Genomic DNA, 24530 nt, shown 5'->3' with positions numbered 1-24530 from the left:
AATCCGACGACGTCGCGTCACTGGCCGACCTACAATATGACCAAGGTCAATGTGAGCAAGTGAGCGGGCGTTGCCAGCGTAGGGGTACATCGCCTGTTAGTGTTGTCGCTGGCGTCTGCCCAATGCCGAGGCAGGTCGTCGACGGTTATGTGCAGATGCCGGAGCCGGAGAGACTCGGCAACGGCGCCGGTGCCGAACACCGCTACGACGTTCTCCCTGCATCGGGACTGGATCTGCGCGATGCTTCGCGCCAGCTGATCCGGCCCGACAAACCACATCCCGTTCCCTTCGCCAGGTGTTGTTGTCGTCAATCTCAAAGGCCGCGTTGCGGCCCAAGCATGCGGAGGTTCACATGAGCAGCGCTGCAGTCGAGACCCCGAACGTGCGGGGCGTGGACATGAAGCTCGAGATCGTCGTCATCCCTGTTTCGGACGTCGATCGCGCCAAGCGTTTTTACGGCGGCTTGGGGTGGAGGCTTGACGCCGATTACGCCTCCGACGATGGCTACTTCCGCGTCATCCAGTTCACGCCGCCCGGTTCCGGGTGCTCGGTCATCTTCGGCAAGAACGTCACCGCGGCCACACCCGGCTCCGCCCAGGGACTGTACCTGATCGTCTCCGACATCGAGGCGGCTCGCAAGGAACTGCTGGGACGTGGGGTGGAGATCAGCGGAGTGTTCCACGACGCCGCCGGCGCGCACGCCGGCGCGGATGAGCCGTATCTGTTCGGGCGGATGCGGGTTAGCGGTCCGGACCCCGAGCATCGCAGCTACCGCTCGTTTGCCTCGTTCAGCGATCCGGACGGCAATGGCTGGCTGTTCCAGGAACTCACCCACCGAGCGCCCGGTCGCGTGGACACAGACGCCACGACCTTCGCCTCGTCAGCGGATCTCGCGGCGGCGTTCCGGCGGGCGGAGGCCGCGCACGGCGAGCACGAGAAGCGAACCGGCGGCCAACGCGATGAGAATTGGCCGGACTGGTATGCGGAGTACATGGCTTGCGAGCAGGCAGGCAAGGACCTGCCCTTGTGAGCTGGCGGCTCTGCCGATCGCTGTCGCCATCGCGGCGGTCGAACGCCCATGACTCGTGATTTCGACGCAGTCATCATCGGCGCCGGGCAGGCCGGTCCATCCCTCACGGGCCGGCTGACCGATCCCGGAATGGCCGTTGCGCTGGTCGAGCGCAAGCTCTTCGGGGGGGCGATGCCGGCGCTCGACCACGTGCCCGACGTGATGAGCGCCGGCATCCCGTATACGGCCCTCCAGCAGGCAGTCCCGATACACCCGACCGTATCTGAACTCATCCCGACCGTGCTCGGAGAGATAAGGGCTGTTTCTTAAGTCGACTTATCCGCGCAGTAGAGGTCCCCGATGTGCAAGCTGCCGGGACCCGAGGTCACCTTCAACGCCACGCTGGTCTACCAGTGCCTTTGGAGAAGCACCATGCCCGACTCTTCTCAGTTCGACATTGACCGCACCTATCCGGGCCGCTGGACGATTACCTTCAGCAACCCGCCGATCAATATGTTTGTTCCCACGACGATCGTCGAATTGGGAGCGCTCATGACCGACCTCGAGGCGGACCCGTCCGTGAAGGTCGTAGTGTTCCAGTCGGCGAATCCCGATTTTTTCGTCGCCCATCTCGACGTAGCCAAGGCAGTTGAACGACCTGAGGTGCTGGGCCTTTGGCGCGACTTCGTGCTGCGCGTCTCGTCCACGCCAGTCGTGAGCATTGCCAAGATTCGTGGCCGCACGCGCGGCATCGGTAACGAGTTCGTACTGGCCTGCGACATGCGCTTCGCCAGCCGGCAAAGCGCCCTGTTCGGCAATCCCGAGGTCGGCGTCGGCCTGATCCCGGGCGGCGGAGCGCTGGAATGGCTCCCGCGCGTGGTCGGCCGCTCGCGGGCACTTGAGATTGTCCTCAGCGCCGACGATTTCGATGCCGACGTCGCCGAACGCTATGGCTGGGTGAACCGCACGCTGGACGACGACGAACTCGACGCCTTTGTCGATACGCTTGCCAGACGCCTGGCCTCATTCGACCGTGAAACACTCGGCGCGGCGAAAGCCCAGGTGAATCGGTTCGGAACGCCGACGGGTGCCGAACTCCAGTCGAGCATCGACCTGTTCTTCCCGGCCCTAGCCTCGCCAAGTGGGCAGGCACGCCGCGCCAAGCTCCGTAGCCTGGCTTACGGCGTTCCGAGCGACTTCGAAATGAACTTCGGCAGGTACCTGCCTTCGCTCGGGCAGGCGGGCGACGATGACACAGACCCACCACCTGCCGGCGCGCCAAAGGGCTAAGCCTCGTCCCGCAATTCGTGCTGCGCCCGCAGAAGCGGCGCGGCGCTCCGCGCCCTATGCGCGCTCGCTCCCGCGTTCGGCAGTTCCGTCTGCCTCGTCGTCCGATAAATGCGAGGCACCGCCCTTAAGCGCGTGCTGCCGCCACTCGCCCGGCGTCATCCCCATCCGCTCAGCAAACACGCGCCGAAACGCAGACACCGACTGATACCCGACCAGATCGGCAACCGCCTCGGCGGATAGTGTGGATTTTCGTAGCGCGTTTGCGGCGGCGCTCATCCGGATGTCGGTCAGCAGATCCATCGCAGAGCGGCCGAGACTCGCCTGGAAATGCCGCATGAACGTGGCGCGCGACATGCTGCATAGTCCGGCCAGTTCCGGAAGCGTCCACGCACGAGCCGGGTCGTTGAGCATTGCAGCAGCGGCCGGCGCGAGCCTTGGGTGCGCGGCGAGCGCCAGTATCCCGGTACGTGCCTGACCGGCCTCACCGGCCGCCCGCAGCGTCAACGCAAACAACGCTGACGAAAGCGCGTTCAGGATCGCGCCGCTGCCCACTTCGTTGTCCATCGTTTCGGCTCGCATCAGCGCGACGAGCCGGCTCAGACGTTCGGCCTGCGGCAGGTTCTGTGCAGCGATGCCGATGTCTTCGGTGCGTACCACGAGTTCCGACGGAAGATAGCTCCGGATTAAACGGTCATGAGGCGGCGCGACGACAAATCGCCCGCACAACATGTCCAGCGCCTCGCCAGAGCCGCCATTTTCGCTAATCAGGAGACTGCCCGAAGCGCGTTCCCTGGCCGGAACCGGTACCGCACCGCTGCCGTCGTGCAACACGTGCGCAGAACCGTGCGGCAGTAACGCGATGTCGCCGGCCCGCAATTCATAGGTTGCCCCATCAACCGAATTCTCGAGTAGCGCCCTGCCGGTCAATATGATGTGGTACGGAATTTCTTGAGCTCCGGCCTGGGAGAAATTTTTTTCCCACGGCGCTCCCAGCGAGCACCGGGCATCCACTTTCCCGGTGACGGTCACGAGATCCATGAAACGGGTGAGCCAGTCGGTCTCGTATTGCATATCGGACATCTCCATCGATAGCGGCAATACGACCGCTAAGCGCTCGTTCGCCGTTTTGGACTGACTTGATAAGATTGCTTCGCAGCGCCACGATCGCCTTCTCTACTTTGGCGAAAGTGTCTGGCGCGAGGCCAGTCGCCTCAGAGAGATCCATAGTCGAGAACTCTTCGCGCAGCCGTCGACCGCTTTGCCTAAGTCTGAACCGCACCTGACGCTCGTCTTCGAGATCGCGCGCGGATGACCTCAAAGCCGCTTTGGCCCCAGTGTTCGCGGATGATGATGTCGCCTTCCTGCGGCTTAAGGTCAGGATGCCATCCTCCGCCCCACGTCCCCTTTCCCAGTCGGAAGACAAGTGCGCACAGGTTCGCTTCGCGCAGTCGGCGGCGCCCTGCTCGCGTAGGACAATTTGTGACGCCTCGCACATCGCAGATGGTGAGCCAAGAGTATAACTATGATATTCATAGTGTCAAGCACTGCGCGGCCTTATCGACGATTTCCGGGAAGTTGACAGCTCACGACGCCGCCGCTCACCAGACTGTGGAGCGGTGTCGGGTAGGCGGGTCGACCGACCCCGGCAAGCACACAGCAGCGGTCGCCCCGTTGGTACAGCGTCACGAACAGACGCCACCTGTCACTGCTTGATCCTTTCGAGCACGCCTTTGACCCATTCAAGACTCGGCGAGCGTAACGCATCGACTTACAGTCTGGGCTCCTACTTACACATCGAAGGAATCTCAAATGAGCAAGATCGAACAAGTCCTCCACTCAGGCAACAGTCACGCCACGATCAATCTCGACCCCAACGTCCAGCGCGGTGAACTCGGCGTCCTCGACCTCAACCTGTCGGCACCCGGCGGTGACAGCCGCGAGTTCATCGCCACCGAACTGCATCCGAGAGCCGAGCAGTTGTTTTCGGGCGCGTGGTCGGCCTGTTACATCAGCGCGTTCGAGATTGCGGCCTCGATGAAGAAGGTCACGCTGCCGTCCGACTATTCCGTGGACATCCAGGTCAGCATTGGATCGGTCGGAGCCGGGCATTGCCTTGGCGCCAAGTTCACCATCCGCGCGCCGGGTCTGGCAAAGGAAGTCGTCGAGGCAGTCGCGCACCTGGCTCATCAGCTCTGCCCGTACTCGAAGGCTGTGCACGGCAACATCGAGGTCGGCCTGGACATCGTCACGGCGTGATCGGATAAGGCATACGGGTCTCACCAAAATATGGTTGAGGAATCTGGTCAAAGCAAGATACTCATTCATGCTGAAACTCGCGTGCGATTAAATCTTATCCGCTTAATGCCAAAGACATCTTCGCCATTCATGCAACGCATGCGATCACATCGCACGAGCTTTAAATCCACTTAATTCAAGGAATCCATCATGGAAAAGATCGAAAAAGTCCTCGCCTCAGGCAACACCCACGCCACGGCCAATCGCGACCCCAATGCCCAGCGCGGCGAGTTTGGCGTCTTCGACCTCAAGCTGACAGCACCCGGCGTTGAAAACATCGAGTTCATCGCCACCGAGCCGCACCCGACAGCCGAGAAGTTGTTTGCGGGCGCGTGGTCAGCCTGTTACACCACCGTGTTCGGGATTGCGGCCTCGATGAAGAAGGTCACGCTGCCGCCCGACTATTCCGTGGACATCAAGGTCAACGTTGGGCAGACCGGTGCCGCGTGGTTCCTCGGCGCCGAGTTCACCGTTCGCGTGCCGGGTCTGGCCAAGGACGTCGTCGAGAAAATCGCGCACCTGGCCCATCAGATCTGCCCGTACTCGAAGTCTGTGCGCGGCAACATCGAGGTCAGCACCAACATCGTCACGGTGTGATAAGGCGAGCCATGTCGCCGTGACGCGGGCGCGGTAGTCTTTTCGCACACCGCTAGACCGCGCATTCCTCCGTCGCCGGGCCGTCGCGCATCTTCGTTCCTGATGCGCGACGGTCACGAAAGCACGGTTGGCCGCGGCGCAGCAGGGCCGGGCCGCATGTGAATGGCGGTTTGTGGGTCGTCAGCCGTCACTGACGATGGAACTTGGCCCCGACTACAACAGCAGCAGTCTCCGTGCGATGGGAGGCAATATCGATAGCACTTCATCGTGCTCATCGAATGCCAACCACGCGCTCCAGGCTCACTGGCAATATGTTCTCCATGTTGGGGGCCGATAGCCTGGAGCCTCTCATGGGGCCTGTAATCTCAGGGGCATACGCGATCTGTTTGAGCGACGGGTAGGAGATTGAGTGTGGCGCGATCGGTCAACGCTCCAAATTGACGCGCCGAAAAATCAGGTGCAACCTTTCATCATCTTCCCTCCGCATCGGAGCCCGCCATGACCTCCCAAGAATTCCGAGCATTCAAGGCAAACCTGGCGATGTTGCTACGCGACATGCCGATCGGAACCACTGCCGATTTCTCCGACGTGGCCATTGCCTACTGGGATGGCACGCAGGTGATCGGTGCTTATTTGCGCGACGGCGGGCGGCTGGATGAGGACTTCGACCGGAACGCGTGGGAGAGTTGGCACGACGAACTAGTCGGCTGGCAGGCCAATCCGACCTCCACCGACCGCGAGGAACTGAAGGCCACCCTGCAGCACCCCGCGCAACGCGCCGCCTGACCGCAGCACCTCGCCAGCATGTCTGCCGACCAGAGCGGGCGCACGCAAAGGCCAGCCACCGCGCACAGCAACGCGCACCCAAATCGCAGAGGAGCCCCAAATGCGGTTTGAATCATTCTCCTTCGGCACCATCAGTATCGACGGCGTCACATACGACCACGACGTAGTCATCGACCACGGCAAGGTCCGCAATCGCAGGAAAGGTCCCTCCAAGCCATTTCGCGAAGCGTTCGGCCACACGCCGCTGTCGATCCAGGAAGACATCCCCTGGAACTGCAGCAAACTCGTGGTCGGCACCGGAACTGGCGCGTTGCCGGTGATGGACGAGGTGAAGCGCGAGGCGAAACGACGCCATGTCGAGCTGGTCATCCAGCCGACAGCCGACGCCATCGAGACGCTCGAGGCGAATCCCAAAGGCGCCAACGCGATCCTGCACCTCACCTGCTAGCGCCGCCAGCCGTCCGCGTCGGATGACAGGCGTCGGGCGGCGTCCGTTCCGGGCATCCCGACAGGTCATATACGCCCCCATTTCGCCACGCGCGCAGACGCGCGCGATGTGCCAGGTAGGCTACTGCGGCTTGAAGAAATGTGCGAGGATCCGCTCGTCAGTACGGGGTATATAGACAATGCCCTTCAATCCGTTGCGTTGACCGGTTGAATCCTCACGGCAAAGCGGACCTTCAAATGCCCAACCCACCGAGAAACCTCGCCACTCGGCTCCGTGCAATAATCTGCATTTTTCGAGTGACGATCGACTTGAGCCATGACTGAACATCGCTGCAGCAGGTTGGAAATCAGAAGGCTGTCGCCGCCGGAATGGATGCAGGCATACCCTGTCATCGCTCAGCTTCGGTCCCTTGACGAACCCGAATTCCTGGAGCGGGCCCGCCGGCAATCGCATTCGGGCTACGAGCTTGTGGCGGCATTCCAAGATGGGAAGATTATCGGCGTGATGGGCATGAGACCCGTCCACACCTTGGCGCGCGGGGCGCACCTTCATGTTGATGACCTGGTGGTCGATGCGGCGGGCCGAGGGAGCGGTGTTGGCCGATCCTTGATGGACTATGCCGAAGCCGACGCCCGTGCCCGCGGCATGACCGCGATATTTCTTGATGCGCGGCCGGACGCCGTTCCGTTCTATGAGCGCGAGAACTATGTGCTACACCCCGCCCCATCAATGAAGAAGGCTCTGTTGCCTTAAGGCAGGCCGGCCACGGTCAACGCGATTCGTTCACGTCTTCAGCCTGCAGATTGGCAAAGATTTGCAGCCGCCGCGGAAGGTCCGCCTCGGCTGCGGATTCAACCGGTCGGATGCCCCGCCGCGAAACTGCGATCCGTCTCGGTCATTCGAGGGCTGACGCGGAACGGCCGGTTCGGCCCGAGAGGCGGCCGATTACCAAGATGGCAAGTGCCGCGCCCGAAAGCGCCACCCGTTGATCGCCTTATTGATTGTGCATGTCGGTTGCATGGGTGAGTTAATCTCTGCGCTCGACGCCTGGCGCCGTCCACTGGTGATTCAAGGGTTCCGGCTTTGGCCAGTAATAGCGCATGGCGACCATGAAGGGGCCGTTCGGGGCAGGCAGCCAGTTGGATTCCTTGTTCTTGCCTGGCGAATCCTTCTGCACGTAGATGGTCTGCCCCCCATCCTTGTCTCGCCTGAGGCGACGCCAGGAACTATTCGTTCGAAAAGCTCGCCCCACCCTTCGGGCGAATGTACTTCGGCACCGGCTTCCCTGCACGCTTCGCTGCACTCAGAATGCCGGCTTCGATAGCGCCGGCATCCCGTACGCTTTCGTACTCTCCGCCCGAGAAAATGACGTTGGCCCCGTACACTACCATGAAGCCTTCGGCCGCTTCCTTGGCGTCCGGCGGCACCATGAACGTATGCACTGAGCCACCAGGCTCGTAGAGGTAGCTCCCCGCTGTTTGGGGATCCTGAGGGTACTCTTCGTAGTTCCACTGCCCCTTCGTTGTGAAGAAATGCACCGTGCCCGTGTGAAAGTGGGGTGGAAGTTTAGTACCGGGCTCGAACTTCCCATAGAGAACCCAAACTCCGTTCTCCTTGTCGAGGAACAGTGGAATGATGGTCGAGCCAGGCTCGGAGCCAGGGAACTCTTCTACGTCGTGAATATTCAGCGTCAGCAGACGGTCCTGATGCGTGATGGTCTTGGGCAGCGGCATGCGAAGTACTCCTTTGGCGTCGCTTGGTTAATGTGGGCAGGCATTTGCTCAAACGCGGATGATGGCCTCTTTGCCACTCCACTCTTGCGCGGCTGCCGCCACCCTTTTGAAGTACTCCCCCTTGCCACCGCGTAACTCGGAGATCTCGATTACGCAGCTCGGAAGATCCTTGTGGACAAGGTAGGTGAACCGGCCACGCTCTCCCATTTGACCGGCGTGACCCTCAACGTAGCCGGACTCAATCAACTGAGCGCGAAGCGCGTCGAACTGGTCTTCCGTCCAGAAGGCGACATGCTGCGTGCAGTCGCCGCCGGCGGCTTTGAGAGAATCCAGATAAAGCGATGGCGCATCATCGTGCTGTTGAATCAGCTCGAGCTGGATGTAGCCAGAGTTGGCCACCGCAATCGAGACCTTCGGCGGTGTGGATTTTTCGCCGTAGTACGTGAAGGTCGAGGGTGTCGCGTCTTCACGATAGAACCACGGGCCAACGCCGAGCACGCGCGACCAGTGTTCCATTGCCTTCTCGATATCCTTGACGACGTAGCCGATTTGACGAATGCCGGCGTAAATTTGACTCATGAGTGTGCACTCCGAACGGATGATTGATTTGGTGGACGTGGCCACCATGGATGTGCAAAGCGACGCTGTGCCCGCGATAGCGTGAGCGGGCAAGGGCTATCGGTTGCGACTTAGAGGGAAAGTGCGCCGTCGACTCGCAGCTCGATACCCGTGATGTATTTGGCGTCGTCGCTGGCGAGGAATGCTGCTGCGTTCCCGATGTCTTCTGGCGTACCTTGTCTTCCCATGGGGCAACGCGCATCGCGGTCGATATTCGCCTGGATCGGATCGGCATAGAGCCTTGTCGCGTGCTCGGTGCGGATCATCCCTGGGAGAATGACGTTGACGCGAACCTGATCGCGGGCATACCGGCGCGCGAGCACTCTGGTCAGATGGTTCACCGCCGCCTTCGACGTGTTGTACGACAGGTAGAACGTAGTCGGGCTTGGCCGAATGCTGGCTGTCGACGAAATATTCATCACCGAGCCTCCGCCCTGCCTGACCATCAACGGAATGAACTGCTGACACGCGAACATGACGCTTTTCAGGTTGATGTCATGAATGCGATCCCATTGCTCTTCGGTGATCTCCTCCAGTTCGCAAACATGTTCGGCGCCCACGTTGTTATGGAGGATGTCGACCCGGCCGTAGCGATCGATCGTCAGATCTTTGATGGCGACAATGTCCGCCAGCTTTGCTGCGTCTGCTTGTGCGGCAACGGCCTTCCCGCCGGCTTCAACGATTTTGTCTACCGTTCGCTGAGCCGCGGCGAGATCAATGTCGACGCATACAACCGTAGCGCCATCCCTTGCGTAGCATTGCGCTGCCGCCCCGCCGTTGCTTTGACCCTGCGGCGGATTGCCACCGCCGATCACCACTGCAATGCGTCCTTCCAGTTTTCGATGCATGGTTTTACCCGATGTGAAGGTTTGCCTTCTGGGACAGCGATCGGTATTTGCTGACCTCGCTGGCCAGGAAGGAGGAGAATTCAGCCGGTGTGCTGGGTGTCGCGGTTACCCCGAGCGTGAGCAGCTTCTCGGCGACCGCGGGCTTGCGCAGAATGGAACCGACGTCACTGCTGATTTTCTGTGCGATGGCGCTTGGCAGGCGGGCGGGTGCAAACAGGGCTGCCCAGGAGGTAAGGTCGTACTCCGGCACACCGGACTCTGCAACAGTTGGCACACTCGGGAGCAAGGGCGACCGCGTCTTTGTCGTGACGGCGAGGGCCTTGAGCTTCTTTTCCCTGATGAACGGCAGCCCTGCAGACAGATTGTCGAACCCCAGCTGGATCTGACCAGCGAGAAGGTCATTCAACGCGGCGGCGCTCCCCTTGTACGGGACGTGGACCATCTTCAGCCCTGTCATCTCACAGAAGAGCTCACCCGACAGATGCGGAGACGTTCCGTTGCCGACCGACGCGTATGAATACTTGTTCGGGTTCGCGCGCACCAGGTCGATCATCTGCTTCAGATTCTCGGCCGGGAAGGATGGGTGCGCGAGCAGGACGTTTGCCAGTGTTCCAACCAGCGTCAGTGCTGTGAAATCTCGAATCGGGTCGTAGTTGATGTTTTTGTAGAGAGCGGGGTTGATCGCATGAGACGCGATACCGCCCATCAGCAGCGTGTATCCGTCTCCGGGCGAGCGGGCGACATACTCGGCGCCAATGCTGCCGCCTGCCCCTGCCCGATTCTCAACGATGACGGGCTGTCGCCACATCTGGCCGAGGTCGGTTGCAATCAGGCGCGCCATGACGTCCGAAGCGCCACCCGGAGGATTCGGCACGACGATCTTGACTGGCTTGTTGGGGAAGGCACCATCGGCTGCCCGAGCCGATGTGCACCACGGAATGGTGCCAGCAACGGCAAGCGTTGCCAGGAACCTGCGGCGATCAATCATAAAGCTGTCTCCAGATGTTCTTGAGCTGCACGCCAGCAGCGAACCACGACTAGCCAGCGGCATGGCATCTATACTAATATCGTTATTAGTCGTTTTCAAGAGGGAGCTTGCATCTGCAGGCGCCGCGACTGGACGCCTGGCACCCCATCAACATCGATACCGAGGAGAAAAAATGACGATTCCGTACCCTAATATGGAAAATGTGGCCAGTGAGTGGCGCGAAGTGGTCGAAAAGAAACCACTGAACGTCTTCAAGATGCTCTTCCACTCGCCAAACATGGCGCCTGGCTACTTCTCACTGGCGGAAGGGATACTTCGTGGCAACACACTGTCCGGACCGTTGCGCGAACTGGTGATCTTGCGCGTCGGCAATCTGTATGACGCTCCGTACGAGCTGTACCACCATGAAAGGCTGGCGCGCGCCGCTGGCCTGTCGGAAGCCGGAATCGCAGGCGCCAGGCTGGGAGCCAGGGCTGAGGGACTTAGCGATGCTGAGCGCTCTGTGATCACCTGGACCGACAGCATCGTGAACAATCACGAGCTGGTCGGACAGGAGCGTCATGACGCCGTCGACATGTTCGGCTACAAGGGGCTCATGGACCTTGTCATGACTGTCGGCTTCTACCAGCTAGTGTGCAACTACCTGCGCACCTTCGAAATCGCGATCGAAAGCTAGTTGCGGGCGCGGGGCGGCGCACACGAGTGCCGGATAACAAGCTCCACCGGGACCCGCGCCGTCTCCGCCTTGACATCAGGAGGCGTTCCGCCCCGAAGCCGGGCGAGCAGCATGCGCGCGGCAATCCTTCCACATTCGCCGATGTCCCATTTGAGCGAAGTGATCGGGGGCGTATGCAGGCGGACCAGGTCGGTATCGCCTACCCCGATGAGCGAAATCTCCTCGGGGATTTTCAGCCCGGATGATGCGATCGCGGAGAGGACACCCGCGAGCATGCCGGTTCCCAGGCAGATCACGGCAGTAGGGCAAGTGCCCTGCTCCAGTAGTCCTCGAGTTTGACTGTAAGCTTCGTGACCGGAGGCGTCTAGTTCGCAGATCAGCGAGGGATCCAATGCAATCCCGGACTCCGCCAGCGCCATTTCGTATCCGCGCAAACGTTCACGTCCGGGACGAATTCTCGAGGCTGGCGTCAGTACCGCGATACGCTTGTGACCCAGTCCGAGCAGATACCGCGTGGCTTCCAGGGCGCCGCTCATGTGATCGGCGATGACAGCGTCGCCCATGCCATGGCTTTCCCGGTCATGAAAGACGATCGGCAGCTTGCTCGCCTCCAGTACCTGTGCGACTTTTTTGTCGGCTTCGTCGGCATGGGCGACGATGAGCCCATCAACGCGACCCGAGCCGTAGGCGTTGAGAAGCGCGACCTCGCGCTGCGGCTGACTATGCGTGCTGGAGACGAATAGCAGGTAACCAGCTTCGTCGAGAACTTCTTCCGCAGCGGCCAGGAATACGCCGTGCAACGGGTTGGATATGTCGGAAACCAGTGCAGCGACGGCTTTCGAGCGCTGACTCTTGAGTCCTTGTGCCATCGGATTGGGCACGTATCCGAGTTCGCGAACGGATGCTTCGACGAGTTGCCGCGCCTCCTCGGATACCCAGTTCTTGCCGGTGATTACCCTCGATACCGTGCCCTGTGAAACGCCCGCATGGCGGGCTACATCGAGCACTGTTATTCGCTTTTTCTCCGCGGGCATTTGGTTTGGCGTGGCCATGGCAAGGCGCTCATTGTAAGCCAGCGCGCGAGCGCTCCCATGCCACGCGAGACCAGGCGCCATTTCACATGTCTCATACGGCACGTGCAAATCGACCTTTTCGCCGCCATGCGTTGCGATGTACTAATAACGTTTTTAGACTCGTAAAGTATTTGGCCAGATCGCGATGGATGGCGAGGGTGCCAAACGCCGTGAAAAAACTCGCCGGGGATGAGATTGGGTAACTCGAGATCAAACCGATGGGGCGCTGCGTAGATGCCCATAGTGCGCCGATTCATACGTCCAGTTGAGCGTTGCAATATATGAGTTTGGTGCAGTCGTGAGGGCGGCATCACTTGTACAGTACACGCGCCTCCTTAATGGATGGTCTAGGATCACTTAGGACGACCGCACAAGGCCGGCAATATCGGGGGATGGAACGCCATCGGTCTCGGCCCAACGAGGAGCGTACTGATGGAACAATTGCTGGCTGACTCGGTGATATTTCTAGCGGCGGCATTGATCGCGGTGCCGCTGTCGGTTCGTTTGGGCTTCGGCTCGGTGCTTGGCTACTTGGTAGCTGGGGCCGTGATCGGGCCCTGGGGGCTGAGGCTCGTCACGGATGTCCACTCGATCCTGGACATATCCGAACTGGGCATTGTGCTGATGATGTTCATCATCGGCATCGAGATGGAAATCGACAAGCTGTGGGCGATGCGCCACTCCATCTTTGGCTATGGCGCGGCCCAAGTGGTTCTGTGTGCGGCGCTGCTGGCAGTGGCGTTCATCGCCTTCGGCCTCCCTTGGCGGGTGGGTGTGGCAGCCGGCTTTGCCTTGTCGCTGTCTTCCACTGCGATGGTGATCGCTATCCTCGAGCAGAATCACCTGATGGATACGCCGCTTGGGCAAGCGAGCTTTGGCATCCTCCTGTTCCAGGATATCGCCGCCATTCCGATGATTGCCTTGTTGCCGCTGCTGGCGCCGATCCCTGCGGAAGCCAGCGCGTCGGGCGGGTGGCTCGCCGCCGGGAAGGCACTGGCCATGATCGCCGTGGTGCTCGTCGGCGGGCGCTTCCTGCTGAAATACATCCTGCACGTGATCCAGTGGAGCAAGACGCGCGAGATCTTCACCATCTTTGCGCTGCTCTGGGTCATCGCCATCGCCTTGCTGATGCACGTCGTTCACCTGTCGATGTCCCTTGGCGCCTTCATGGCCGGACTGCTGCTGGCCGGATCCACATGCCGCGAGGAGATTGAATCTGATATGGCGCCCTTCAAAGGCATCCTGCTCGGACTGTTTTTTATCGCTGTCGGCATGACGATTGATTTTGGTGTCCTGGCCGATAGGACATGGCTTGTGGCCCTGCTGGTGATTGCCCTGACTGGAGGCAAGTTTCTCGCACTCAAGTATCTGGCCAACCGGGTCAACCTGCCGCCTGAGCATCGGACTTACTTCGCGATCCTGCTTTCACAGGGCGGCGAATTTGCCTTTGTCGTGATGGGGGCAGCACAGTCGGCCAACCTGATCCATGCCGAGCAACTGTCTGTTGTCACCGTCGTCGTTGCACTATCGATGGCAACGACTCCGCTTCTCCTCCTTGCGCATCGCAAGCTGCTGGGCGCGAGGACCGCCGGGCATCAGATTGGTTCGTAGCGCAGGAGACGATGCGCTGGCATTGGCGTACCATTAAGCGACTGTGCTTATCTCGCCGCAATGCGTTGTCACGCGATCTGCTGAACCCATTGACTCCGCCAACCCGGCGCCTCAAAGGGATCCGAAAAATACTGGGTCTCGTGAACGACCTTGCCGTTGCAGAACTCCATGATGCTTACCGTGTAAGCCGGTCGCCCGTCATAGGTGATCGAGTATTCCGTGACCCACAGATTACCCTCTCCTTGAACTCGCCTGACATCGAAACCTGCTGGCTTGCCTGGATGATGACTCCGCAGTGCCTGCAAATTCATTCGCCCAAGGATTCGCTCACCTGACTGGGGATAGTCACAGATGGCATCGTCATCGTAAATATCGTGTTCTGCGTCGAGATCGCCGGCCGCCGACGCTTGCCAGTGCGCATTCAGGGTTTCACGTATTTTCTCTTCCTGCATGGAGTGCCTCCGGATACCGTTTAGCTTCATCTAATGCACGTGTCGAGGAATAAACCCCGGGCCGCCCGTCTTGCCGACTTCGAGACTCCACGAAGCATGTGCTCAATGAGTGCTCTTACCGCGGGCAGTGGAGGCCTCAACTTCATCGTGATGGGCAGTTGCTAGCAAGGGGGTGACTTTGCGAATTGTCTACGCTCTTCGAGGCGGTGTCTAACGACCCGTTCCTGGCCGGCAAGCGACGGCCGAGACCGACGGGCGGTCGACCGAGGCCGCCCCACTGCTGCCGATCGCGAAAGACCGGAGCGGACAGTCAACCCTGTGTTGATACCAGATCAACCGGGCGCTCAGTACGCGTTCGGTCTGAACTGTCTGGGGGTTGCACCGACAAGTTTGCGCATCATCCTTCTGAGAGCCGTTGCGTCTCTGTAGCCTACTTGCTCGGCGATCTGTTCCACGGTCATCCGGCTTGTGGCAAGCAGCATACGCGCCCTGCCAAGCCGGACGCTTTGCAACAAATCCTGCGTGCTACGCCCCGTGGCGGCCCGCACATGACGCGTTAGTGTGCGTTCCGACATGCAAAACTGCTCCGCCAGCTGGGCCAAACCGGGCAACTCAGGCAGCGAGGCCTCTGCATGCGCGACGATCTTGCCTATGAGCTCGCTTCCATTCGCGAGCAGCGACGGCGCGATGAACGGTGCCTGTGCCTGTCGCGCGTCGACAAGAAGCACACGGGATAAGGTATCCGCCAGCGCCGGCCCGGACTTGCTACGCAGCAAATACAACAGCAAATCGGTTTGCGCGAGTGCCGCGCCTGCGGTCACGACCCTGGAGTCCTCAATCACTATGCGGTCGGCATCGACTGTGCAGCGTTTCTCCAGCCGTTGAAGTAACGGCGCCAGCCACCACGACGTTGTCGCCCGGCGCTCGGCGAGCAGACCGGCCGCCTGAAGCAGGAAAACCGCGGAACAGGACGCCGCTACGGTGCCGCCACGCTGCGCATGATTGCGCAAGACCTTGATTGCCATGAGCGCGTCATCTTGTTCCATACGGCGCGATATATCGATTGCGCTTTCAAGTCCCAGTCCGGGCACGATCCAGATCGAACCATCGGCGCGCGGGGTCTTTGGCAACGGTTTCGCATCGATTGAGATACCGTGCCCGAGCTGCACCCTGTTGCCGGCAGTCGAGTAGATGCGCCATCGGGGCGCCGCGACGCCAACGCGCGCTGACACGGAAGCTGCGGCCGAAAGAATGTCGAGTGTTAGCGCGACGCTCGAGGAATAGGCGCCGTCAAGGACGAGGATCGTGAAATCATAGAATGGCTGGATACGCATGAAAGATGTCCAATCAGACACTCGGATTCTGCGCGTGCCGACGCTCTAATACAAGCTCCCGTACACAAACGAAGGAGCTGTCTTGCCAAACATTCTCGTCAAGCTTCCCAAGAATTCTTTTCCCACCCAGCATCGCGAGGCGCTGGTACGCCTGCTCAATCAGGCTGCTGCAAGTGCAGAACAGATTCCCGACGATGCAAAGAAGCGCTTCCTGTGCTGGGTTGTGATTGACGAAGTCGCGCCGGGATTCTGGACGTGCGGAGGAATTGATATGACAGCACAGATTCTGCCGTGCGTTGCAATGATTTACTTACCCGCCGGCGTGCTGGACGCGGCCACCCGCGCCCGATACGTCAGTCTTGTCCACGATGCCTTCAGGCAGGCGTTGCCCACTGCAGACCAACGCCGCCTCGCCACCTCGGTAATCGTTCACGATGTCACGGAGGGCTCATGGGGAGCAAACGGCGCGATCTGGCGTCTCCCGGACTTTGCGGAGGCGGCTGGCTTCGCTCACTTGAAATCACTTAACGCTGCGAACTGACAATGTGTGGGCGTTGCCCGGCAAGACGACCACCCCGCCATCTGCTGCATGGTGGTTCGGTCGCCGGTCAACGTCCGCTTGGCGGCTCACGCTCTGATCGGCCGCTCCTGGCCCGATCTCGGCCGGATGCCCCGCCGCGAAGCTGCGACCGTCCCTGACCGAACTTGCAGCTGTCATTGGTCTGAGCTTGAACAGGGCACAAATTTGCATGTCAAGCAGTTGGAGACTATAAATCCATCAATATCTATTGTTATGCGGACACCACTGTCCGTATAAATACGGCCAGGTCCCCCACAGCAGGTTGCGCACGCGGGACGAACGACGCTGTGGGGTAGCATCACAATGCGCTGAAGGGGCGGTGCGCGAATTCAAGGAGGCGCCCATGCTGAGTGTTTTTTTCCGGTTCCTCGTATCCTTGCTTGCGGCCGTTTCATTGTGCGCGGGCGCTCAGGACTCTGGTCCAAAACAGAAAGAGTTCCTACCGAAGTCAGGTAATGGACGCGTCGTCGTCCTTGTTTCTGGCCAAACGGGCATGCCTGGCTACGTGATGACCGCGCAGCAGATCGCCGACGCCGGCTTCGATGTCGTTCTGGTCGACGGCAATGAATTCTGGATCAAAGACACGAGCCGTGCCTGGAGCATGCTCAAAGAGGTGATTACGCGGGCTCAGGCGGGCGCGCGCGCGCTGCCAGGCAAGGTGGGCGTCGTTGGCTATTCGCTCGGCGGAGCGACCGCGCTGACCTACGCGGCGCGGATGCCAGAGCTCGTTGCAGCGGTCGTTGTAGGCTATCCGTACACCGCTTTCATCAAGGACCCGGCCGACTTTGTCGCCAAGATCAAGGTTCCAGTGCAAATGTTTGCCGGTACGGCAGACACCTACAAGGATTGCTGCCGAATCGAAACGGCGCGCCAACTCGCCGACGCTGCCAAGGCCTCCTCCCCACCCATGCTGACGCTGCATGAGTACGACGGCGTCGGTCACGGGTTCAACTTGGCCACGGCCGCACGTAAGGATCAAGCCGCAGGCCGGGACGCGATCGAACGGACGATCGCACAGCTGAAACAGGCATTGCCGGCGGAAGGAACGAAGTAGTAGCGGCGCGAGGCGTGTCAAGTGCGCCCTAACCACTCGTTCAACTGGACGCGCCAATTCTGCCATTAACCTGGCAAGCGTCGGTGGTGGCGCGCCGGTTAACTTGATCGTTAGCGGCAGCTTTCTAGCCGGCAAGCAGCCATTGTCAAGCTGGCCAAGCAATGGCACCTTGTCGGCTTCCCCTCCCTCGATCAGCTCCGCGCGCAGGTATTCGGTGCCAATCGCGTTGGCTTCCTACTCTTCGAGGTTCTTGCGCTGGTCCTATTCGGTCGAGCCGTCGGCGTTCCCGGCCGGCGCCTCGACGACGAGCGGGCCGTCTTTCCTGAGATCCATATAGCCCATCGCATAGACGACGTCGGAGTTTGGTGTCGTCACCTGCGTGGAAGCCTTGATCCGCTCTTTCCAGACCGGCAGGACGTTGTAGCCTGCGCCGAAGACCTTCTTCGATCCTTCCTTCATCGCCCAGATATTGAGGGCGGGCAACGCCCACAAGTAGGCTTGTGTCGCGCGCTGGAAGATCAGTTCGTCCTGCAGCACACGCGAGGTTTCCGGCGTGGGGTAGTCCTTCTCGAATGCGGCATTGGCGAGTGCGTCGTAGCGGGAACCCTGCCCCATTGCGGCGCCTGAGAGGCCCAGCGCCAGGGCAGCCAATGCCATCGAAGTCCAACGCAGTGCTTTCATCTCGGGCCGCAATTTGTGCGTGCTTGTGGTTGCAGCCGGCCGACGACTTCAAAGGGAATGTCAGGCCACCTTGCGGATGGCGGGCGGCTTCCACGAACCATCCAGGATCGGCTGCTTGCCCCAATAGGCACGGATGTAGAGTGAAAAGGCGCCGCCCGGCGCGGGCAGCCAGTTCGGTTCACGTTCGCCGCCAGGCGACTTTGCGCCGGCATGGAGTGTCAGAGAGCCATCGGGATTTCGCTTCAGCGAGGTGTTCTTGGTGCCGAGCGAGTAGCGCTTCAGGTTGTTCGCGTGGAAGAGGTGCTTGTCGTTGTAGAGCGTCAGCGACCAGAAGCCGTTGACGGGCGGCTCCTGCCCTGCGGGAAAGACGATCTCGTAGCTGTTTGCTCCATTGAGCGCGGCACCGGATGCGTCGTAGTCGGTGTAGAAGTACTGTGTCTCGGTGGGCCGGTTGTCGAACATGTTCGACTTGGCCGTACCGGTGCGGTCAAAGTAGTCGAAGCCCGTCTGGGCATTGTTGGTAGACCGGTTCCAGCCAATGCCCGCCGGCAGTCCGTTGCGACGCCATTCGAAGAACGGATCGATGGCATCCCGCTCGGTCTCGACCGCCGTGGAGACGAGCATCTTCTTGATTTCCGGGTCGCGGTTCGCCGCCTCCATCAGCGAGCGGAACTGCGCATACATCGCTTCCTCCCCCGGCAGCGGCGGCACGGTTTCCAGCACCTCGCCGAACTGGTCGAAGAACTTCTCAGGTATGACCCACTTGGTTTCGCCACCGCCGCCGCCATCGGACTTAGGGCCCGGGATCTCGGGCGCCCTGGCCCAGTCGATCGTCTTCATCTTCCCGTCGAACTGTTTGAGCGGATAGAAGACAACCTGGTTGAGCACGGGCTGGATTGCCTTTCGGTCATCCGCGGTGTCGTTCATGAACACGCGCGGGATGGCGTTGGCCAGCGCAGTCGGGCAACGGATGATCGCCGTGATGCCGGCCGGCTTGTTGCCCTTCCAGTTGGGCCCGGCCAGCAGGTAGAAGCCGGGCCGGGTCTTGTACGGCTTGCCCATCTGGCCGAACTGGTTGGTGCGGGCATCGTATAGCGCATAGACCCAGAACCGCTCGCCGAAGTCGGGAACCTGGGCGACAACCGGCTCCTGGTCGAGCGAAAAGAAGCCAAGCCCGTACACCACGTCCTGGTTGGGGCAGGTCACGAAGGTTTCGGACGGATCGATGTAGTCATGAAGCATGCCCACCTGGCCGCGCGGCGCGGCAGGCAGTACGCCGTTCAGCAAGCCGGGGTGTGGCGCCTGGGTGATGCGCGCATTGCGGTTGAGCATGTTCACCATCGGCCAACCCCACACATAGGCCATGCGGGCGATGACCTGTGCGTATCCCGCGTGCATGGGCAGCCCCGCAGGGGGTTGCACTTCCCGGGCTGGGGCGTGGCCTGTGGCGGCCGACGCCTTCGGCGCAGCATCCTTCGCGTCATTCTTTGCGGCGGCAGCGGCCGGCTGCGGCATGGCCGCCAGCGACGCATAGGCCAGGGGAAAGGCACCACCGAGTGCAGCAAGAAGCCTTCGGGTCGTATTGACATCGTCCTGGTCGCGCATGCCGGCCTCGCAGCTCTGGTCTTCGGAGATGGGTGGCGCAGGCGGAATATCAGCCACCCGTGCCTTGAACTCCCGATTTTGAACAGTCAGTGTGCAAACTGGAATTCAATTGTTCCGCCACTCGATTTAAGCGTTTTCAACATTGCGCTTGCGCGCCGGTTCCGGCCGGGCCCAGGCTGGGTCCAGCACTCCGACCAAGGTAATCCGCTCCAGGTGTTGCCGATATGGGATTCCAATAACGCGCTCTTAGCGGGCGCACCCGGCGAAGGAGGAGAGGTCGCTCCTGAAAAGAGCTGACGTTTGAATGCCCACCTGCAAGCGCCGGCCAACGGCCGGTCCTGGCTAATGGATTCAACCGGTCGAGTTGGAGGGCGCATTGGGGGCCAGGGAATTGATCCCCGGGCATCGGCCCGGATGCATCATGCGCCGGCCATGGTTTCCGCCGTGACGTCCCACCCTGCATCGATGCCACCGGGGAGCATTTGTCCACGGTCTTCACCCACTTCAGCGTCTATCAGCCGGTTCAGCTTGTCGTTCATGGCGAGAAGCAGATCGCGGTGGCTGCTGTCTGCCGCCAGATTGTGCATCTCGAACGGGTCGGCCTGCAGATCGTATAGCTCCACGTCATTGAACCGGTTGAGCTGTTCCAGCGTGGTGGGCCGGTTATGCTGCTTGGGCGAGAAGTACCGTGCGAAGGTGTAGCGTCCATCGTAGACCGAACGTACCGCGCCCCGCTTCATCAGGTTGGGCCGGATGCCGGCGCTCTTGAGCTGGTCCGGCTTGCCGCCCTTTTGCAGGTAGTCCACTGCCTTGAAAAGAAAGTCGCCATCGAGATAGGCGAGCATGTTGTAGCAGAACAGCGCGCCATTGCGGACGACTTCCAGGCCTGCCTGGTCGGGCGCGTCGAGTAGCCCCGAGAAGTCCTTCCCTGCCAGCCCCTTGACGATGGCAACGCGCTTGTCGGCGCCGATGCCAGTCATCGCAATCAAGGTCGGCGCGATGTCCAGGTGCGATGTGACTGCGCGGCATTGCCTGCCACCCTGATAGGCGGGGTGAGCGATGATCAGCGGGACGTTGTTCTGCTCCCGATACGAGACGGCGCCCTTGGCGTGGAGCTGGTGGGCACCATCCATGTCGCCGTGGTCGGACGTGAGGATCACGATGGTCTTGTCGGTGAGGCCGCTGGCGTCGAGTTCGGCCAGGACGGCCGCGATATTGCGGTCCACATCGCGCATGCAGTTCAGGTAGTAGTTGTGCCGCCGGCGCCAGCGCGCGTCCTCGTTTGGAATGGCGCCGACCAGCGCATCGTGCGAGCGAAGGAAATCGCGGTGCGCCGGCGGCCGCCCCGGCGCATCGAGGGCCTGCGCCCGGCTTGCCGGCAGCGTGAAGTCCCACTGCCTGGCATACAGCGGGTCAACCGGGTCGCGGGCGACATGGGCGAGTCCGCGCTTTGCCTGGACCTCGGTTCCGGGAGCGTCGGTGTCGTAGAACATCACGTCATGCGGGTTGACCAGGTTGACCGCGAGGAACCATGGCTTGCCTTGTGCCGCCAGCTCGCGGCCTTTTCCGCGCAGCCAGCTCACGCCCATTGCGGCGATCACCCCGTCGTGCAGGTAGCCGCCGCTTGTGTGGGCAATGATGTCGCCAATGCCGACGTAATCAGAGAAGCCGTAGGCTTCCATTTCGGCGGTAAAGATCTTGGTGGGTGTGCCGAGCTTGTTGACCGTCTCGAATTCCTTGGTGAGATGCCACTTGCCCTTGTACGCGGTGTAGTAGCCTGCGTCGCGAAGCATGTCGCCGAGCGTGCGTGTCTCGGTCGACATACTGCTGATCCACGGGAAGTTGGTGTTGTCGAACATCCGCGTCTGCTGGATGTGCTGCCCCGCGTAAAGCACGGAGCGCGATGGCGTACAGACGCACGAGTTGATCTGATGGTTCACAAACGTGGTGCCGCTCTTCGCCAGGCGCTCGTGTGCGGGCAGGCGATAGTCCGCCGGCAGGTCTCCAGGCTGGAAATGGCGCTCCTGATCGACCAGGATGAAGAGAATGTTAAACGGGCCCGCCGGGCGGCCACCCATGGCGGGTGCTGGCTTGTCGGCATCGGGCGTTGCGGCCTGCGTGCTTTCGCCCGAGCCAAGGCTCAACGCCACGGCGCCCTGCCCGGCCGTGCGCAGGAACTCCCGGCGCGTCAGCGTGGACCCCGGTTCCTTGTCATTTGCCATCACGCCTCCTCATCCATGGCGCTCGCCGCATGGCGGACTTCCGGATCGCGGCATGCTATCGGGCAGGTAAGACTACCGCAGCCTATCAATATCGCTCTTGAGCGACAAGCCGATTTGCTGCCGCTACTGCGTGTTGAACGTTGCCCACCGCACATAAGGGAGTTGACGCTGTGGCGAGGCCTGGAGCAAAGCGGCGGGGCTCATAACGGTGTCCTGAAGGACGACGAACATCTCAGGGAACCACATGTCGAGCCCGCGCTAACGGCAGTCGCCGCCATACCGCTTGCCGCATACCTTTCGCAGCAAGTCGCTCCCGCTACTTTTCATCGGGAGGTTTGCATGATCGACCTGAGCAGCCACTTGCACCCTCGATCATGTGGCGCTTGCCTAACAACTTGTAGCTGTCATTGGTCGTCTTGACTCTTGACTTGAACGGGAGCACCAGTCGCATGAGGTAGCGGACAGGAAAAACTGCCCCAATGGACTAGTCTTGACCATATCGCCCGGCTAGCGGTGCAAGCCGGCGCCCTTGCCTTGCGCTACTGATCGTGGCCGTCGGGTGTTCGCCGATACCCGATCGTTTGAGCGGAGAAGAACCGATGAGTGAATCAACAAGTGGATCCGTCAAGGTGGGCGTCATCACCGACATGACAGGTCCCCTCTCGTTCCTGGGTATCGCCAATGCAAATGTGGCCAGAATGGTGATCGATGAGATCAACGCAAGGGGTGGTTTGTTGGGACGGAAGATCGATCTGTACCTCGAGGACAGCGCAACGACCGATAGCGTCGGGGAAGCCAAGGCGAGGAAGCTCGTCCAGCAAGATCAGGTCGACGTTGTCTTGGGCGGCATTTACAGCTCCATGCGGCAAGCCATCAAGGGCTCTGCTGTCTTGCAGGGCAAGAAGCTCTACATCTATCCGGAGCAATACGAAGGAGAGGAATGCCACCCGCTGATCTTCTGCACCGGCCCGGTGCCGGCTCAGCAGCTTGAATCCACGATTCCATGGCTGATGCAGAAAACCGGAGCAAAGAAGTTCTACTGCCCATCGGCTGATTACATCTGGCCGCGCACGATGAACAGGAAGCTGCGTGAGGTGGCAACCGCCCATGGCGGCTCGATCGTCGGCGAGGAGTACTTTCCGCTCGACCACACCGACTATGGAGCGACAATCGAAAAGATCATCTCCAGCGCAGCCGAGGTGGTATTCAACACGATAGTTCCGCCCGGCCTGGGGTCGTTCCTCGAACAACTCCATCAGTCCGGCTTCATGAAGCGCGGCGGCCAGCTCGTGTGCACGTACTTCGAGGAGAACTTCCTGGGCTTCTTTCCGCCGGAACAAGTGGAGGGCCTGTACAGTTGCCTCGACTACTACCAGAACGTCAGCGATCCTTTTAGCAAGGAACTGCTGGCGCAGTATGACAAGCTCTATCCAGGCGACGCCAAATTCACCGCTGGCAGCGCAGCCACCGGCATGTACCGTGGCCTGAAACTCTGGGAGGCGGCGGTAAAAGAAGCCGGCTCACTGGACCAGGATGGTGTGATCAAAGCACTGGACCACGCGAAGATCGCTCAGGGGCCGGGCGGCCCGGCTGAAATGGTGCCCGGCCAGCATCACGTCCGGATGAACATGTATATCGCCCAGGTGAAGGGCACGAAATTCGAAATCGTCAAGGACCTGGGGGCCATGGATCCGAAGGAGACCGACTCTAGTATTTGAAATAGTGTGCAAAAGTGTATAATTATTGCCATGGAGCGCACATATAGCACTGGAAAGGCTGCCGAAATGCTCGGCGTGTCTGTGAAGACTTTGCAGCGATGGGAACGCGAGGGTCGGCTCATTCCGGCCTCTCGAAGTGATAGCAATCGGCGCGTCTATACCGAACAGCAACTGGCCGACTTCCGCGGCCTTCAGCGCTCGGGCGGCAAGGCACCCACTCGCGTGGTGGTCTATTGCCGAGTGTCCAGTGCCGCTCAGAAGCCGGATTTAGCCAATCAGCGGCGGGTCATGGAGGAGTTTGTTGTCGCGCGCGGGCTTGCAAACGTCGAATTCATTGAGGAAATCGGAGGAGGACTCAATTTTCAGCGCAAACGATTCCAGGCGTTGATGAACGAAATCGGCCAGCGTGAGATAAGAGTCCTGGTAGTTGCGCACAGCGACAGGCTGACTCGCTTTGGCTTTGAGTGGTTTGAGCACTATGCAAAAACTAACGGCTGCGAGATACTGGTATTGAATCAGGAGCGGCTTTCGCCTGAGCAAGAGATGGTTCAAGACCTTATGACGATCGTCCATTGCTTTTCCTCCAGGCTGCATGGCCTGAGAAACTATAAGAAGAAGCTTCAGGAAGCGTTGGATGCTGATCGCACACCGAATTGAACTCAAACCAACCGCGGAGCAGGAGGACTATTTCCGCCGAGCTTGTGGCACGGCTCGCTTCGTCTGGAATTGGGCCCTTGCCGAGTGGAATCGACAGTATGAGGCGGGCTCGAAGCCGAATGCACTGGCACTTAAGAAGCAATTCAACGCCTTCAAATATGCCGAATTCCCCTGGCTGAAGGACATGCATCGTGACTCGCATGCGCAGCCCTTTGCCAATCTGAGCAAGGCCTGGAGCAAGTTCTTCGACGACGT

Annotated in this window: 28 protein-coding genes; 15 read left to right on the top strand and 13 right to left on the bottom strand. The window is 60.6% G+C overall.

All coding sequences use genetic code 11. From position 1 onward, the window contains the following. Window positions 1-29 precede the first annotated feature (29 nt). Complete coding sequence (locus AB4Z48_RS11700; protein WP_441614104.1) at window positions 30-278, bottom strand: DUF6130 family protein; 249 nt, start codon at window positions 276-278, stop codon at window positions 30-32. Window positions 279-352: 74 nt separating this feature from the next. Between AB4Z48_RS11700 and AB4Z48_RS11695 the strand changes: the two genes are divergently transcribed. Genes AB4Z48_RS11695 through AB4Z48_RS11685 form a run of 3 tightly spaced genes read left to right on the top strand, consistent with a single transcriptional unit; the run spans window position 353 to window position 2299 of the window. Further along, window positions 353-1030: a VOC family protein gene (locus tag AB4Z48_RS11695; RefSeq protein ID WP_441614103.1), complete on the top strand. Its 678-nt coding sequence runs from the start codon at window positions 353-355 to the stop codon at window positions 1028-1030. Window positions 1031-1078: 48 nt separating this feature from the next. Beyond that, window positions 1079-1339: a hypothetical protein gene (locus AB4Z48_RS11690; RefSeq protein ID WP_441614102.1), complete on the top strand. Its 261-nt coding sequence runs from the start codon at window positions 1079-1081 to the stop codon at window positions 1337-1339. A gap of 30 nt (window positions 1340-1369) precedes the next feature. Continuing rightward, the gene (locus AB4Z48_RS11685; protein ID WP_441614101.1) at window positions 1370-2299 is read left to right on the top strand and encodes an enoyl-CoA hydratase/isomerase family protein; all 930 of its coding nucleotides are present in this window, start codon (window positions 1370-1372) and stop codon (window positions 2297-2299) included. Window positions 2300-2353: 54 nt separating this feature from the next. Here the strand turns inward: AB4Z48_RS11685 and AB4Z48_RS11680 are convergent, their stop codons facing one another. After that, entirely contained in the window at window positions 2354-3370 is a 1017-nt protein-coding gene (locus tag AB4Z48_RS11680; protein ID WP_441614100.1) for a cupin domain-containing protein, read from the bottom strand. 738 nt (window positions 3371-4108) lie between these two features. On the opposite strand from AB4Z48_RS11680, the gene AB4Z48_RS11675 reads away from it, so the two are divergent. From AB4Z48_RS11675 to AB4Z48_RS11655, 5 genes are all read left to right on the top strand, one after another. Then, a complete protein-coding gene (locus tag AB4Z48_RS11675) occupies window positions 4109-4555 on the top strand; it encodes an OsmC family protein (RefSeq protein ID WP_441614099.1) in 447 nt (148 codons plus the stop codon). A gap of 189 nt (window positions 4556-4744) precedes the next feature. After that, on the top strand, window positions 4745-5191 hold the full coding sequence (locus AB4Z48_RS11670) for an OsmC family protein (protein WP_441614098.1): 447 nt from the start codon (window positions 4745-4747) through the stop codon (window positions 5189-5191). 498 nt (window positions 5192-5689) lie between these two features. Next, window positions 5690-5977 (top strand): hypothetical protein, encoded by a 288-nt coding sequence (locus tag AB4Z48_RS11665; RefSeq protein WP_441614097.1) that lies wholly within the window; start codon window positions 5690-5692, stop codon window positions 5975-5977. Between the two features lie 100 nt (window positions 5978-6077). Further along, the gene (locus AB4Z48_RS11660; RefSeq protein ID WP_441614096.1) at window positions 6078-6425 is read left to right on the top strand and encodes an MTH938/NDUFAF3 family protein; all 348 of its coding nucleotides are present in this window, start codon (window positions 6078-6080) and stop codon (window positions 6423-6425) included. Window positions 6426-6740: 315 nt separating this feature from the next. Beyond that, window positions 6741-7178, top strand: coding sequence for a GNAT family N-acetyltransferase (locus tag AB4Z48_RS11655; RefSeq protein WP_441614095.1), 438 nt, complete (start codon window positions 6741-6743; stop codon window positions 7176-7178). Between the two features lie 274 nt (window positions 7179-7452). Here the strand turns inward: AB4Z48_RS11655 and AB4Z48_RS11650 are convergent, their stop codons facing one another. From AB4Z48_RS11650 to AB4Z48_RS11630, 5 genes are all read right to left on the bottom strand, one after another. Next, window positions 7453-7602 (bottom strand): DUF1214 domain-containing protein, encoded by a 150-nt coding sequence (locus tag AB4Z48_RS11650; RefSeq protein ID WP_441614094.1) that lies wholly within the window; start codon window positions 7600-7602, stop codon window positions 7453-7455. A gap of 49 nt (window positions 7603-7651) precedes the next feature. Continuing rightward, window positions 7652-8158, bottom strand: coding sequence for a 2,4'-dihydroxyacetophenone dioxygenase family protein (locus AB4Z48_RS11645; protein WP_441614093.1), 507 nt, complete (start codon window positions 8156-8158; stop codon window positions 7652-7654). A 48-nt stretch (window positions 8159-8206) separates the two neighbouring features. After that, window positions 8207-8737 carry a VOC family protein gene (locus tag AB4Z48_RS11640; RefSeq protein WP_441614092.1) on the bottom strand — a complete coding sequence of 177 codons (531 nt, stop codon included), beginning with the start codon at window positions 8735-8737 and terminating at the stop codon, window positions 8207-8209. Window positions 8738-8847: 110 nt separating this feature from the next. Further along, complete coding sequence (locus tag AB4Z48_RS11635; protein ID WP_441614091.1) at window positions 8848-9624, bottom strand: SDR family NAD(P)-dependent oxidoreductase; 777 nt, start codon at window positions 9622-9624, stop codon at window positions 8848-8850. A 4-nt stretch (window positions 9625-9628) separates the two neighbouring features. After that, entirely contained in the window at window positions 9629-10612 is a 984-nt protein-coding gene (locus tag AB4Z48_RS11630) for a Bug family tripartite tricarboxylate transporter substrate binding protein (protein ID WP_441614090.1), read from the bottom strand. Between the two features lie 172 nt (window positions 10613-10784). Between AB4Z48_RS11630 and AB4Z48_RS11625 the strand changes: the two genes are divergently transcribed. Beyond that, complete coding sequence (locus tag AB4Z48_RS11625) at window positions 10785-11288, top strand: carboxymuconolactone decarboxylase family protein (RefSeq protein ID WP_441614089.1); 504 nt, start codon at window positions 10785-10787, stop codon at window positions 11286-11288. Here the strand turns inward: AB4Z48_RS11625 and AB4Z48_RS11620 are convergent. Then, on the bottom strand, window positions 11285-12340 hold the full coding sequence (locus tag AB4Z48_RS11620; protein WP_441614088.1) for a LacI family DNA-binding transcriptional regulator: 1056 nt from the start codon (window positions 12338-12340) through the stop codon (window positions 11285-11287). The genes AB4Z48_RS11625 and AB4Z48_RS11620 overlap by 4 nt on opposite strands. 453 nt (window positions 12341-12793) lie before the next feature. Between AB4Z48_RS11620 and AB4Z48_RS11615 the strand changes: the two genes are divergently transcribed. After that, complete coding sequence (locus AB4Z48_RS11615) at window positions 12794-13972, top strand: monovalent cation:proton antiporter-2 (CPA2) family protein (RefSeq protein WP_441614087.1); 1179 nt, start codon at window positions 12794-12796, stop codon at window positions 13970-13972. Window positions 13973-14040: 68 nt separating this feature from the next. Here AB4Z48_RS11615 and AB4Z48_RS11610 read toward each other — a convergent pair whose 3' ends face one another. Together AB4Z48_RS11610 and AB4Z48_RS11605 are read right to left on the bottom strand one after the other, a co-directional pair. After that, window positions 14041-14424 carry a nuclear transport factor 2 family protein gene (locus AB4Z48_RS11610; protein ID WP_441614086.1) on the bottom strand — a complete coding sequence of 128 codons (384 nt, stop codon included), beginning with the start codon at window positions 14422-14424 and terminating at the stop codon, window positions 14041-14043. Between the two features lie 344 nt (window positions 14425-14768). After that, a complete protein-coding gene (locus AB4Z48_RS11605) occupies window positions 14769-15758 on the bottom strand; it encodes a GlxA family transcriptional regulator (RefSeq protein ID WP_441614085.1) in 990 nt (329 codons plus the stop codon). Between the two features lie 82 nt (window positions 15759-15840). Between AB4Z48_RS11605 and AB4Z48_RS11600 the strand changes: the two genes are divergently transcribed. Next, window positions 15841-16299: a tautomerase gene (locus AB4Z48_RS11600; RefSeq protein WP_441614084.1), complete on the top strand. Its 459-nt coding sequence runs from the start codon at window positions 15841-15843 to the stop codon at window positions 16297-16299. A gap of 382 nt (window positions 16300-16681) precedes the next feature. Further along, complete coding sequence (locus tag AB4Z48_RS11595) at window positions 16682-17392, top strand: dienelactone hydrolase family protein (protein ID WP_441614083.1); 711 nt, start codon at window positions 16682-16684, stop codon at window positions 17390-17392. A gap of 261 nt (window positions 17393-17653) precedes the next feature. Here AB4Z48_RS11595 and AB4Z48_RS11590 read toward each other — a convergent pair whose 3' ends face one another. From AB4Z48_RS11590 to AB4Z48_RS11580, 3 genes are all read right to left on the bottom strand, one after another. After that, window positions 17654-18073, bottom strand: a complete 420-nt coding sequence (locus AB4Z48_RS11590) for a DUF1254 domain-containing protein (RefSeq protein WP_441614082.1) — start codon at window positions 18071-18073, stop codon at window positions 17654-17656. Window positions 18074-18133: 60 nt separating this feature from the next. Beyond that, on the bottom strand, window positions 18134-19471 hold the full coding sequence (locus AB4Z48_RS11585) for a DUF1254 domain-containing protein (RefSeq protein WP_441614081.1): 1338 nt from the start codon (window positions 19469-19471) through the stop codon (window positions 18134-18136). 626 nt (window positions 19472-20097) lie between these two features. Then, window positions 20098-21900 (bottom strand): sulfatase-like hydrolase/transferase, encoded by a 1803-nt coding sequence (locus AB4Z48_RS11580; protein ID WP_441614080.1) that lies wholly within the window; start codon window positions 21898-21900, stop codon window positions 20098-20100. A gap of 599 nt (window positions 21901-22499) precedes the next feature. On the opposite strand from AB4Z48_RS11580, the gene AB4Z48_RS11575 reads away from it, so the two are divergent. From AB4Z48_RS11575 to AB4Z48_RS11565, 3 genes are all read left to right on the top strand, one after another. Continuing rightward, on the top strand, window positions 22500-23618 hold the full coding sequence (locus AB4Z48_RS11575) for a substrate-binding protein (RefSeq protein WP_441614079.1): 1119 nt from the start codon (window positions 22500-22502) through the stop codon (window positions 23616-23618). 30 nt (window positions 23619-23648) lie between these two features. Then, window positions 23649-24275, top strand: coding sequence for an IS607 family transposase (locus tag AB4Z48_RS11570; protein WP_441614078.1), 627 nt, complete (start codon window positions 23649-23651; stop codon window positions 24273-24275). Then, a partial coding sequence (locus tag AB4Z48_RS11565) for a helix-turn-helix domain-containing protein (RefSeq protein WP_441614077.1) occupies window positions 24253-24530 on the top strand: 278 nt, incomplete at its 3' end. The genes AB4Z48_RS11570 and AB4Z48_RS11565, both read left to right, overlap by 23 nt.

Source organism: Cupriavidus sp. 2TAF22, assembly GCF_052115045.1.
GTDB lineage: Bacteria > Pseudomonadota > Gammaproteobacteria > Burkholderiales > Burkholderiaceae > Cupriavidus.
Note: the sequence above shows the minus strand (reverse complement) of the source record. Positions and strands in the feature narration are given on the sequence as shown.